Consider the following 12,102-nt stretch of genomic DNA (forward strand, 5'->3'; position numbering starts at 1 on the left):
ATGAGCTGATGGGATTCATCAACTCGGAAGTGCGCACGAGCATCACGCGTGAGCTGGCAGTGCAATCGACCATCGATCCGGTCACGGAGGTTCGCCGGAGGGTGGATTTCCTCAAGGATTACCTGTCGTCGACCCCTGCAACGGGCTTCGTGCTCGGTATCAGTGGCGGACAGGACAGCACACTCACCGGCAAGCTCGCCCAGCAAGCCGTGACGGAGCTGCGAGCCGACGGCCACGAGGCCGAGTTCGTCGCCGTTCGACTCCCCTACGGCGTACAGGCCGACGAGGACGATGCGTCGATCGCGCTGCGGTTCATCGACCCCGATCGAACCGTGACGGTCAACATCAAGGCTGCTGCCGACGCGTCGGCGGCCGCCACGGCAGAAGCATTGGGCACCACCGAGGTCCGCGATTTCGTTCGGGGCAACATCAAAGCTCGCCAGCGCATGGTCGCGCAATACGCCATCGCCGGAGAACTCGGCTACGTCGTGGTCGGTACCGACCACGCTGCCGAGGCCGTCACCGGGTTCTTCACCAAATTCGGTGACGGCGGTGTCGACTTGACTCCGCTCACAGGCCTGAGCAAGCGTCAGGGTGCCGCTCTGCTCCGTGAACTCGGTGCGCCGGAAAGCACGTGGCGAAAAGTCCCCACTGCAGACCTCGAGGACGATCGTCCTGCACTGCCGGACGAGGAAGCACTCGGCCTGACGTACGAGCAGATCGACGATTATCTCGAGGGCAAGGACGTATCCGACGACGTCGCCGACAAGCTGGAGAAGATGTTCATGGCGACCCGCCACAAGCGTGCGGTGCCGGTGACCCCGTTCGACGACTGGTGGAGGAGCTCCCACTGAGCCGGGCGATCGGACGCCGAGCCGAACCCGACGATCAGCCGCCCGCGAACGGCGGCAGCACGTCGACCCTGCTGCCGATCGCACGGCCCAGATCGCGTGTGAGATCGTCTCCGACGAGATAGGCCGACACTCGCAGGATCGGGTCCATCGGCGCGCCGTGCCGGGACCGAATCACCTCTCGCAGGTCTGCGAGAGTGGCTCCGACGGGCACGGTGACGTACTCCGAGTCGCACCCCGACGCGTCGACCGCGGCGGCGAAGTACCGCACTTCGACCTCGGTCGAGGACCCCGTGTCCCCGTTCGACTGCACGTCAACCACCGATCGCTCCCATACTGCGGGTCGGCGGCACGAACCCCTCTGCGTCGATACCGTGTCCGGCCCATTTGTTCCACATCGCCCCGCGCCACACGGCGGCCAACTCGTCGTCGGTGGCACCGCCCCGCAGCGCCGCGCGCAGATCGGTCTCGTCGTCGCTGAACAGGCAGGACCGAATGGTTCCTTCGGCGGTCACTCTCGTGCGGTCGCAATCCCCGCAGAACGAGCGCGTCACCGACGCGATGATTCCGACGGTGGCGTCGGTGCCGTCGACGCTCCACTCCTCGGCCGGTGCCGACGGATCGGCGCGCCCCACCTCACGCAGGTCGAATTCGGTGGACAGCTCGTCGAGCAAGGTCTGGGCGTCGATCATGTTCGCGCGAGCCCACTCGTGGTCGGCATCGAGAGGCATCTGCTCGATGAAGCGGAGGGCCACCCCTTCGTCGAGACACCAGCGCAGTAGATCGACCGCGCCGGACAGCGTGTCACGCATCAGAACTGCATTGATCTTCACCGGACCGATGCCCGCTCGCTTCGCCGCTCGGATGCCGGCCAGCACCGAGGGCAGTCGGTCGCGTCGGGTCAGTCGCGCGAAATCTTCGCGGTCGACCGAATCCAGGGAGACGTTGACCCGGGTGAGCCCGGCATCGGCCAATGCCGCGGCCCGATGCTCCAGACCCACAGCGTTGGTGGTCATCGACAGCGGTACACCTGCTGCGGCATCGGAGCACAGTCGCAGAATCTCGTCGAGGTCGCGGCGCATGAGGGGCTCGCCACCGGTGAACCGCACGTCGCGTATACCCAGCAGCCGCACGGACACCGACACCACTCGCGCGATCTCGGCCGGCGTGAGCAGGTTCGCAGCAGGAATGGCCGGAAGCCCTTCCTCCGGCATGCAGTAGGTGCACCGCAACGAGCACTTCTCGGTGATGGAGATACGCAGGTCGCGCGCGACTCGGCCGAAGCGGTCGATCAGATGGGGTACATCCGGCCGATCCGCCACGGAATTCACCTGCGGCGACCGATCGGTCGGAGCAGCACCGCCGAACACCGGAATGCCCAGCGAGGTGACACTGTCCACCGTCACCTCGAACCTCACCTTCGTCGATCTCGATCACGCCTGTCGCAGACGTGTCTACCCAGTATGCCGCAGCCCACACTCGCCGGCGTTGTCGGCGTGCTTAGGATTGGCACCCATGACTGCTGAGCACGAGCGCGCGATCACCGGACCAGCGCAGTGAGCGCCGTATCCGTCGAGGAGCACGCCGCCGCGGTCGAGACTCTTCTCGCGGCGCTGGGCACCAGAACTGCGCAGCGAATACCCCTGGCCGAGGCCCTGGGACGAGTCTCGTTCGAGGATGTGCGGTCGCCGGTCGACTTACCGCTGTTCCGAAATTCGCAGATGGACGGTTACGCAGTCGATTCTCGTTCCGTCGCCACGACCCCGGTGACGCTGGAGGTCTCGACGATCATCGCCGCAGGACCTACTGAATCGGCAGTTCTCGCTGCAGGTAGCGCGGCGAAGATCATGACCGGCGCGCCCATTCCCGACGGGGCCGACACCATCGTCCCCGTCGAGGACACCACGATACCGTCGCAAGGTTCGGTGACGATCGAACGAGGCCGCGGCGCAGGTGAATTCGTTCGTGAACAGGGAAGCGACGTACGCGTCGGAACAGTTCTGGTCGAGGCCGGGCGAGTACTCGAACCCCGACACATCTCCGTTCTCGCGGCTGTCGGTTTTGCCGAGGTCGCCGTGCGTTCGCGCCCTCGCGTCGCCGTCGTGACCACCGGTGCCGAACTGGTCGATGCCGGATCGACTCTCACTCCCGGCCAGATCTACGACTCGAACGGCATCACTCTCGCGGCGCATCTGCGGGCCAGTGGCGCGGAAGTGATTGCGGTTACGCGTAGCTCCGACGACCCGAGGCGATTTCGCGAGGTCCTCGACGAGGCAACACGATCGGCGGAACTGATCATCACGTCCGGCGGCGTCTCGATGGGCGACTTCGAGGTGGTCAAGGACGTACTCCGGCCGCTCGGCGGCACCTTCGGGTCGGTCCGCATGCAGCCGGGCGGGCCGCAGGGCATGACATTGTTCGACGGTATTCCTGTGCTCAGCTTCCCCGGCAACCCCGTCAGCACCGTTGTTTCGTACATCATGTTCGCGCGCAACATAGTTCGGCGAGCAGCCGGTCTTCCACCGGTGCTTCCGAGCACAGCGATCTTGCACGAATCCATCGTGTCACCGCCGGGCCGTCGACAGCTTCTCCGTGGCCGATTGCGTGACGACGGCCGGGTACAGCTCGTGGCAGGCCCGGGCTCCCATCTGGTCGCGGCGCTGGCATGGGCCGACGTTCTGATCGACATCGACTCCGAGACAACCGAACTCGCCGAAGGATCCCACGTGGAGGTATGGCCGCTGTGACCACCGACGCCCCGCACACCCATCTGTCTCATCTAGACGATCAGGGCCGCGCTCGCATGGTCGATGTGGCACACAAGAAGGAGACCTCGCGTACGGCCGTCGCCGCCGGTGAGTTCGTCACCACTGCCGAGGTCATCGCGCTCGTGCGCGCGGACGACATGCCCAAGGCCGATGTACTCGCCACTGCCCGCATCGCGGGCATCTCGGCGGCGAAGCGGACGTCGGAGTTGATCCCGCTGTGCCATCAGCTCGCGCTCTCGTCGGTGAAGATCTCGTTCGGTTTCACCGACTCGTCCATCACGGTCGAGGCCACGGCGCGCACCACCGGACGAACCGGGGTGGAGATGGAGGCCCTGACTGCGGTCGCGGTCGCCGGACTGACGCTGCACGACATGGTCAAGGCCGTCGACCCGGGTGCCACGATGAACGGCGTCCGACTGATCACCAAAGACGGTGGCAAGCATGGCCATTGGGAGCGAGACGGGGAACCGGTCACTCCCGCCACCGACACTGCCCCGACGCTCGACACGACGCGATCCGCAGTGGTGCTGGTGGCCTCCACCGGCGGCGCGAACGGAACTCGACCGGACACCACCGGCCCCACCATCGCGTCCTGGTTGACCGATCGAGGCTTCACCGTGCGCGGTCCGCTGGTGTACGCCGACGCCGACATAGCAGTGGGCCTGCAGGACGCGTTGCGCGGCGAACCGTCGTTGATCGTCAGCACCGGTGGCACCGGTGTATCCCCCACCGATGCGACTCCCGAGGCAACTGCAGCTCTCCTGGACATCGACATGCCGGGGATCGCCGACGCGATCCGCACCCGCGGAACGTCCGCGACGCCACACGCGGTGCTCAGCCGAGGCGTTTCGGGGCTCATCGGCCGCACGCTGACAGTCAATCTGCCGGGCTCGCCGGGTGGTGTCAAGGACGGTCTCGCGGTTCTCGATCCACTACTCGACCATGTGTTGGCCCAGATCGCCGGAGGAGGACCCCACGATGAGTGAACTCGTCGCACGAATTTCCAGTGAACCGTTGAGCACCGCCGAAGTGGAGGCAGCCGTACAGGATTCACGCCACGGTGCAGTAGTTCTGTTCAGCGGGATCGTCCGCGACCACGATGGTGGCCAGGCGGTGGAAACTCTCGAATACCGCGCCCATCCCGACGCCCAACGTTTCTTGAACCGATGCTGCTCCGAGGTCTCCGCCGAGACCGGCCTCGAGGTCGCTGCGGTACATCGCGTCGGAGACTTGCGCGTCGGAGACCTCGCGCTCGTGGCAGCCGTCGGATCGGCCCATCGCGCGGAAGCGTTCGAGGCCTGCGCGCGATTGGTCGAACGCATCAAGGCCGAGGTCCCGATCTGGAAGCGGCAGGGATTCGAGGGCGGACGCACCGAGTGGGTCGGACTGTAGGAGTTCTACCCGGCGTCCAGGTAGCGGTGGACGGGGAGCATCGACGACGCATCGCAGTGCTCGTTGGGCGGACGCACACACGCGCGTAGTCGTTTCTCGACGGCCGCTGCATCGAGGTCGGTACCGATCAGCACCAGTGATGTCTGTTCGGCCTCACCGCGCGCCCACGACGTCGCTTCGAACCGAATGTGTCGACCAACGGTGTGCACGATGAACTTCTGCGAATAGCCCGGTACGGCGAAATGCACGACACCTTTGATGCGGTAGAGGTTTCCGGTGGGATTCTCCAGAAACTCGATCATTCGTCGCGGTTCGATGGGCTCGGTGCTGACGAACTCGGTGTGCGAGTACTGGGCATGCAGGTGATGCTCATGGTCGTCGTCGCTGTGGTTGTAGTCGCTGTGGTTGTCGTCGCTGTGGTTCTCCCGTAGGAGCTCGTCGAACGACAACTGAACGGGGATCGCCGATTCGACAGACAGGTCGTCCCGACGGTCGAACAGCAGCAGCGGATCCACTCGACCGAACGCGACAGGGACTACGGGGACCTCCCCCACGATGGACCGCACGGTGGACACGACCGCGGAGCGGCCGGACTCCGAGACCACATCCGACTTGTTCAACACCACCAGATCTGCCAACTGCAGATGCTGGTCGATCTCGGGATGCAGTACCCGGGTCTGCGGAAATTCCACCGCGTCGACCACCCCTACGAGCCCGCCGTAGACGATGAACTCGTTCTCGCTGCCTCGGACCATTCGGATCAGATTGCGAGGTTCGGCGAGGCCACTGGCTTCCACCACGATGACATCGATCGCCGAACGGCGATGCGCGAGGGCGTCGAACATCGCGTCCATGTCGCTGATGTCGACCGCGCAACAGATGCATCCGTTACCGAGGGAGACCATCGAGTCGACCTGTCCCGCCACGAGCATGGAGTCGACATTGATCGCTCCGAAATCGTTGACCACGACGCCGATTCGAATCCCCGCATCGTTACGCAACAGGTGATTGAGCAGAGTCGTCTTGCCCGCGCCGAGGAAGCCCGCGACTATCACCACCGGAATTCTTCGACGCGTCACGGCGTCCGAGACTACCGGGCAGCGAGAATCTGTTTCAGCAGGCCTTGCGCGAAAGTGGACACACTGCTGACGTTCTCCGGGGTCGCGAGCCCCTTCAAACCGTCCACTCCGAACGTCTCGATGTACGGAGAGACGCTTTCGAGCAATCGCGAGAGCGCGCTACGGCCCTCCACAGCGGTCTTCGTTCCGGTGGTCGAAGACGTGCTGGGCGCAGCGGTGTCGGTCGCCTTCGCAGCAGGGGCGGCTGCAGTCGTCGTCGGGGCGGTCGCATTCTCCGCGGCCGGGGTGGACTGAGCCTCTGCACCGAGCAAATAGTCGATCACTCCGGTCGAAATTGCGATCGCGTGCTTCAACTGACCGTCGGAGCTCTCGAGAAGGGCCGCGTCGTCGGGGTTGGATCCGTTGCCCATTTCGACGAACACCAGAGGGACTGTGGTCAATGCCGGCCCGGCCACATCCGAGCGCTCCTGGATTCCCTCGTCCACGCCTGCGTAGTTCGCCGGGGCGAAGCCGGCCCGAACGTACGAGTCTCGCATCAGCTTCGACGCCGAACGTCCTCCTTCGGACTGGGCTGTGTCGGCCGCTGCGTTCGGAATCGGCAACGTGGGCACGATCAGATGAAATCCGTGCTTACCGGTATCGGTTGCCGTGCTCGTGGAGTCCGCGTGAATGCTCACCGCGACGTCGGCTCCGGACTCGCTCGCTGCACGCGCCCTGTCGTCGACGCATCCGCCCCACCCAGAGTCGTCGGCACGGCTCGTCTTCACCGTGGCACCCAGGCTCTCCAGACTGGACCGAACGAGTTCGCTGACCTTCCAATTGATCGTGTGTTCGGGCACGCCGTCCACGGTGGTCATTCCGGTGGTCTGGCAATCCTTCGTCCCGCCGCGTCCGTCGTCCACCTGACGCTGCAGGTTCTCCGAATGTGCGGTGCCCTGGTGACCCGGGTCGAGGAAAACCGTCTTACCCGACAACTCGCTACCGGTAGTCGACGGTGACGGGGTGGACGGGGCAGCCATGGCAGGAGCGGCGACGATCACACCCGCACCGAGCATTCCCGCGCATATCAGAGCCGCTGTTGCCGACCTGGTGATTCGTGCAGATTTCATATGCTCTCGAGCGCACCGGAGTGACTGGTGGCGCTACTCCCCTCTCGGCCCCTCGGTTGCGCTGATCGGAGCGAGTCGCCGACACCACGGGACACACACGAAACAGCAGACACTTGCGCCTCAAGTGAACCAGATGTCGTCATCGACGCGCCTCGGATGATCTTTCGTTAGTGAAATGAGTGCGTTCCGTAATCGATCCGTTGCGAACGCGCCGCCACGTCGTACACCGATACGCCGGCTCCCCCACTCGAACCACCGCGAACCGACTCGGGGATGGAAAAGCGCCTACGAACCGGCCAGTCTGTCTTTGATTTCGATAAGGACCGAGATCGTATCGGGACAATGTTCTCGCCTATACCTCTGCGTTTCGGCGACCGCCCGATCCGATTCCCGACAATTCTGCGAATCGCGTAACAATTCCCCGGCCCGCGTGGATAAGCACATTGTTCGGCCGTATAGTCGTCTCAGTTCGATCTGGACATCCCCGCATCATCCCCTGCACCATTGGAGAGCTTCAGCATGGCCAGAAAAGTCTATGTGCAATTGGTCGACGACATCGACGAAAAACCGATCGAATCCGGTGGCGAACACATAACCTATTCGGTCAACGGGGTCAGCTACGAAATCGACCTGAGCGACAAGAACGCCAAGGAATTTCATCGCAAGCTCGACTATTACATCGAACACTCCACCAAGGTCGGTGGAAAGCGGACGAAGAAGTCGAGTACCTCTGCAACCGGTGCGAAGCGCGACGCCAATCAAACCAAAGCCATCCGAGAATGGGCCAAGGCGAACGGCCACAATATCTCCGCGCGAGGCAGAATTCCCGCCGAGGTCGAGCAAGCCTTCGACGCAGCCCACTAGTCACCGCTGACCTACAGCACCGAAACAAGAAAAAGCGCCGCTCGAGAGCGGCGCTTTTTCGTTTCCTGAAACAGATCACGTCCGTGGAGCTGACGATCTCGGTGGAGCTAACAATCTCGGTGGAGCTAAGGGGACTCGAACCCCTGACCCCCACACTGCCAGTGTGGTGCGCTACCAGCTGCGCCATAGCCCCGAGTTACTGCGTGCGACCGCTCATGCGGTTGCTCGAACGAAGTTACACCATCGGTCGCAACAGCAACAAATCACCTGGTCCGGCCGGTACCGAGAACTCGACCACCGGCCGCACCCACGGGAGTGGATCAGTTGATCGAGGCCAGCCATTCCGAGTCACCGAGCGCGTCGACCACCTGTCCGTCGACCAGTACCCCCGGCGTCCCGCGCGCTCCCGACGCCGCCAGAGCGTCGCGTCCGGTGTTCGCGTCCGCCACCGCGGCATCTCGTTCGGTTCCGCTGGCAATGCACTCCGTTGCCAGCTCGCTCGCTCCGGAGGAACGAGCGAGCTCCGCTAGTTCCGCATCGGTTCTGTCCGAGTCTGCGCCTTCGACCGGGCGGAATTCGGAGTCGAACAACCCGCCGTGAAAAGCGGAGTAGACCCGGGCGTTCTCCGTCGCTGCCACACAGTGGGACGCCGCGACGGCACGCGTCGAATAGTCACCCGAGGCCGACGACGGATCGAGAAAATTGACCAGGTGGTAATTCACCGAGACAACGCCATCGTCGATTTTCTGAGCCAACTCCTGGCCGTGCTTTGCTTCGAGATCGCCGCAGAACGGGCACATCGGATCTTCGTAGACATCGATCACACGCTGCGCTCCCGGACGCGCCAGCTGCACCACGCCGTCACCTGGCAACGACAATTCGACCTCGGGATTCTTCACGGTTCCGTAGCCGTCGTTGCGTGGGGCGTCGCTTCCGCTCTGCCACATGATCGCGACCACGACGACTATCACCACCACCAGGAATGCGATACCGCCCAATACGTAGGTCACTGTGTTGGACGTCGCCTGTGGCGTGTGTTTCGTGCTCGATGTCTTCTTCTGGCTCACAGAGCGAATACTACGGATGTGCGTGTCAGGTGCGCTCGCGCTCGAGGGTGTCGGGTACGCGAGACCACCAGAGTCCGGCCACCAGAAGCAGCGCACCGGTCACGGCGAAAGCCGGGCCGAACGAGACCCGCTCCACGATCATCCCGGCCACGATCGGGCCGATCACCGCACCCACGTCGGACGCCATCTGGAAGGCAGCCAGTACGGGTCCTCCGCGCGCCTTCGAGCCGATCACGTCGGCGACCGATGCCTGCTGGGCAGGGCTCATCAGGCCCGATCCGATTCCGGCGATCAACGACACCACGAGGAACAACACCGGATCGTGCACATAACCCATCACGACGGTGCCCAGGCCGCACACCGCCAACCCGCCCAGCATGAACGGTTTGCGTCCGCGTACGTCGGACAGGCGACCGGCACTGGTGAGAACCAGAGCATTTCCCACTGCGAACACGGTCAGAGCAATACCGACGAACACCTCGGATCGCTGCATCGCCTCGACGACGAACAACGGCACCAACGCCACCCGAACACCGAACACTGCCCAACCGTTGGCGAAATTCGAAGCCAACGCGGCCCGATAAGACGGGATTCGGAGAGCAGCGAGCAGCGACATCGTCGGCGGTGCCGAGCCCTTCTCCGGTTTGACGAGCTCGGAGTTGCCGAGGGTGAAATACACGACGGCGGCAGCGATCACGAGAGCCACGGCATAGATGACGAACGGCACCCGCAGACCGAAACCGACGAGCGCACCGCCGACGAGTGGACCACCGATGGTTCCCAACAGGAAGGCGGTCGCGTACAGCCCGGAGATGCGGCCCCTACTGGTCGGTGGACTGATTCTGATCAGCAGTCCGAGAGCCGACACCGAGAACATCGTCGACCCGATTCCGCCGAGTCCGCGAAACACCAGCAGTTGCCAGTACGTCTGGGCCAGAGCGCACGCGCCGGTGGACACCGCGACGATCAGCAGTCCGATCAGGTACACGGGCCGTTCGCCGAGCCGCTGAACCAGAGCGCCACTGGCCGGTGCGAACAGCAACCGCATGAGAGCGAAAGCACTGATCACTGCCGACGCGGCCGTATACCCGACACCGAATTCTCGGGCGAACTGTGGCAGGGCAGGCGCAACGATGCCGAATCCGAGGGCGATGACGAATGCCGCCGATACCAGTACCCAGATCTCCGGTGGGAGTTTGCTTCCGGGCTGGAATGCCGACTCGGAGGCCGAGCTGTCGTGGTCGGGTTGGGACGAGTCGGTCACGAGCTCTCGAGAGCGGACGACACCAATTCACGTGCTGCATCTTGGACCTCGGCGAGGTGCTCCTTGCCATGGAACGACTCCGCGTAGATCTTGTACACGTCCTCGGTTCCGGACGGGCGCGCGGCGAACCAGGCGCTCTCCGTCGTCACTTTCAGGCCACCGAGGGCAGCTCCGTTGCCCGGAGCCTCGGTCAGCGTTGCCGTGATCGGTTCGCCTGCCAATTCGGTGGCGGTGATCTGGTCGGGCGAGAGCTTGGCGAGAACGGCCTTCTGCTCGCGCGTGGCCGGTGCGTCGACGCGGGCGTACGAGGGATCGCCGAACTTCGCGGTGAATTCCCCGTAACGCTGAGACGGTGTAGACCCGGTGACTGCGGTGATCTCCGACGCCAGCAGCGCGAGGATGATGCCGTCTTTGTCGGTGGTCCAGACGCGACCGTCGTGTCGGAGGAACGACGCACCGGCGCTTTCTTCCCCGCCGAATCCGAGATCGCCGGCGAGTAGTCCGGGTACGAACCATTTGAATCCCACCGGCACCTCGAGCAGGCGACGGCCGAGGCCGGCCACCACGCGGTCGATCATCGACGAACTCACGAGGGTCTTGCCCACCGCCGCCGTAGGCGACCACCCCGGCCGATGAGTGAACAAGTAGTCGATGGCAACTGCGAGGTAGTGATTGGGATTCATCAGGCCACCGTCGGGAGTGACGATGCCGTGCCGATCGGAATCGGCATCGTTGCCGGTGGAGATGTCGAATCGATCGCGTGCAGCGATCAGCGACGCCATCGCGTTCGGCGACGAGCAGTCCATCCTGATCTTGCCGTCGGTGTCGAGCGTCATGAAGCGGAACGTGCCGTCCACCAACGGATTGACGACCGTCAGATCGAGGTTGTGTCGCTCGGCGATGGCGTCCCAGTAGTCGACACTGGCTCCGCCTAGCGGATCGGCACCGATCCGAACACCGGCCGCGCGGATCGCATCGAGATCGACGACGTTCGGCAGGTCGTCCACGTAGGTGCCGAGGAAGTCGTACCGCGAGACGCTGCCCGCGAAGGCCTGCGCCAGCGTCACACGCTTGACGCCCGAGATGGCTTCGCGCAGAAGATCGTTCGCGCGGGCAGCGATGACCGACGTCGCGTCGCTGTCGGCCGGTCCACCGTGCGGAGGGTTGTATTTGAAGCCGCCGTCCCGAGGCGGATTGTGGGACGGAGTCACCACGATGCCGTCGGCCTTCGCCGCCGGGCCCGACTCGTTGTAGCGAAGGATGGCATGACTGACGGCAGGGGTGGGCGTGTACCGGTCCCCCGAATCGACCAGTACGTCGACGTCGTTGGCGGCCAACACTTCCAGAGCAGTCGTCCAGGCCGGTTCGGACAACGCGTGGGTGTCCCGGCCGATGAACAGGGGCCCGGTGATGCCTTGCGCAGCGCGGTACTCCACGATCGCCTGCGTCGTCGCCACGATGTGGGCCTCGTTGAACGCCGAATCCAGGCTCGACCCTCGGTGTCCGGACGTACCGAAGACCACCTGCTGACTCGGGTCCGACACATCCGGAACCCGCGAGTAGTACGCCGTCACGAGTTGCGAAAGATCCACCAGATCCTCCGGCAGTGCAGTGGTTCCAGCTCTCTCGTGCGCCACGATGCGCCTCCTCGTTGTGGTCGAACCGAACTCGATCGATGAATCGAACTCCTCGACAACCCTAGCGCCGC

General features: G+C 64.2%; 12 protein-coding genes and 1 tRNA gene. 5 read left to right on the forward strand and 8 right to left on the reverse strand.

The features are described 5' to 3' along the window. Positions 1-8 precede the first annotated feature (8 nt). Positions 9-854 (forward strand): ammonia-dependent NAD(+) synthetase, encoded by an 846-nt coding sequence (nadE, locus tag CH305_RS24665; protein ID WP_032403119.1) that lies wholly within the window; start codon positions 9-11, stop codon positions 852-854. A gap of 34 nt (positions 855-888) precedes the next feature. Here nadE and CH305_RS24670 read toward each other — a convergent pair whose 3' ends face one another. Beyond that, complete coding sequence (locus CH305_RS24670; protein ID WP_080730459.1) at positions 889-1,173, reverse strand: MoaD/ThiS family protein; 285 nt, start codon at positions 1,171-1,173, stop codon at positions 889-891. After that, positions 1,166-2,227: a GTP 3',8-cyclase MoaA gene (gene moaA, locus CH305_RS24675; protein ID WP_373454586.1), complete on the reverse strand. Its 1,062-nt coding sequence runs from the start codon at positions 2,225-2,227 to the stop codon at positions 1,166-1,168. Before moaA ends, CH305_RS24670 begins: the two co-directional genes overlap by 8 nt. Positions 2,228-2,407: 180 nt before the next feature. Between moaA and glp the strand changes: the two genes are divergently transcribed. Genes glp through CH305_RS24690 form a run of 3 tightly spaced genes read left to right on the forward strand, consistent with a single transcriptional unit; the run spans position 2,408 to position 5,011 of the window. Further along, on the forward strand, positions 2,408-3,598 hold the full coding sequence (glp, locus tag CH305_RS24680; RefSeq protein ID WP_037155685.1) for a gephyrin-like molybdotransferase Glp: 1,191 nt from the start codon (positions 2,408-2,410) through the stop codon (positions 3,596-3,598). After that, positions 3,586-4,605: a bifunctional molybdenum cofactor biosynthesis protein MoaC/MoaB gene (moaCB, locus tag CH305_RS24685; protein WP_094705116.1), complete on the forward strand. Its 1,020-nt coding sequence runs from the start codon at positions 3,586-3,588 to the stop codon at positions 4,603-4,605. The genes glp and moaCB overlap by 13 nt, the downstream gene beginning before the upstream one ends. Then, positions 4,598-5,011, forward strand: coding sequence for a molybdenum cofactor biosynthesis protein MoaE (locus CH305_RS24690; protein ID WP_094610582.1), 414 nt, complete (start codon positions 4,598-4,600; stop codon positions 5,009-5,011). The genes moaCB and CH305_RS24690 overlap by 8 nt, the downstream gene beginning before the upstream one ends. A gap of 5 nt (positions 5,012-5,016) precedes the next feature. Here CH305_RS24690 and CH305_RS24695 read toward each other — a convergent pair whose 3' ends face one another. Both CH305_RS24695 and CH305_RS24700 read right to left on the reverse strand, forming a co-directional pair. After that, positions 5,017-6,090 (reverse strand): GTP-binding protein, encoded by a 1,074-nt coding sequence (locus CH305_RS24695; protein ID WP_094705118.1) that lies wholly within the window; start codon positions 6,088-6,090, stop codon positions 5,017-5,019. Positions 6,091-6,101: 11 nt separating this feature from the next. Then, complete coding sequence (locus tag CH305_RS24700) at positions 6,102-7,199, reverse strand: N-acetylmuramoyl-L-alanine amidase (protein WP_094705120.1); 1,098 nt, start codon at positions 7,197-7,199, stop codon at positions 6,102-6,104. Positions 7,200-7,718: 519 nt separating this feature from the next. Between CH305_RS24700 and CH305_RS24705 the strand changes: the two genes are divergently transcribed. After that, a complete protein-coding gene (locus CH305_RS24705) occupies positions 7,719-8,063 on the forward strand; it encodes an Lsr2 family protein (RefSeq protein WP_032378160.1) in 345 nt (114 codons plus the stop codon). A gap of 120 nt (positions 8,064-8,183) precedes the next feature. Here CH305_RS24705 and CH305_RS24710 read toward each other — a convergent pair. The 4 genes from CH305_RS24710 to pgm all read right to left on the reverse strand — a co-directional run bounded on the left by CH305_RS24710 (position 8,184) and on the right by pgm (position 12,031). Next, positions 8,184-8,256: transfer RNA gene (locus tag CH305_RS24710), tRNA-Ala, on the reverse strand. Positions 8,257-8,383: 127 nt separating this feature from the next. Further along, positions 8,384-9,130: a DsbA family protein gene (locus CH305_RS24715; protein WP_094705122.1), complete on the reverse strand. Its 747-nt coding sequence runs from the start codon at positions 9,128-9,130 to the stop codon at positions 8,384-8,386. A 25-nt stretch (positions 9,131-9,155) separates the two neighbouring features. Then, a complete protein-coding gene (locus tag CH305_RS24720) occupies positions 9,156-10,313 on the reverse strand; it encodes an MFS transporter (protein WP_052058884.1) in 1,158 nt (385 codons plus the stop codon). 77 nt (positions 10,314-10,390) lie between these two features. After that, complete coding sequence (gene pgm / locus CH305_RS24725; RefSeq protein WP_094705124.1) at positions 10,391-12,031, reverse strand: phosphoglucomutase (alpha-D-glucose-1,6-bisphosphate-dependent); 1,641 nt, start codon at positions 12,029-12,031, stop codon at positions 10,391-10,393. Between the last annotated feature and the right edge of the window lie 71 nt (positions 12,032-12,102).

Origin of the sequence: Rhodococcus sp. 15-649-2-2 (assembly GCF_002258645.1) — a bacterium.
Classification (GTDB): Bacteria; Actinomycetota; Actinomycetes; order Mycobacteriales; family Mycobacteriaceae; genus Rhodococcoides.

Bases quoted from the DNA above. Each gene is read 5' to 3' on its own strand.
- nadE (WP_032403119.1), top strand. From the start codon at position 9: ATGGGATTCATCAACTCGGAAGTGCGCACGAGCATCACGCGTGAGCTG.
- moaCB (WP_094705116.1), top strand. From the start codon at position 3,586: ATGGCCGCTGTGACCACCGACGCCCCGCACACCCATCTGTCTCATCTA.
- CH305_RS24690 (WP_094610582.1), top strand. From the start codon at position 4,598: ATGAGTGAACTCGTCGCACGAATTTCCAGTGAACCGTTGAGCACCGCC.
- CH305_RS24700 (WP_094705120.1), bottom strand. From the start codon at position 7,199: ATGAAATCTGCACGAATCACCAGGTCGGCAACAGCGGCTCTGATATGC.
- CH305_RS24705 (WP_032378160.1), top strand. From the start codon at position 7,719: ATGGCCAGAAAAGTCTATGTGCAATTGGTCGACGACATCGACGAAAAA.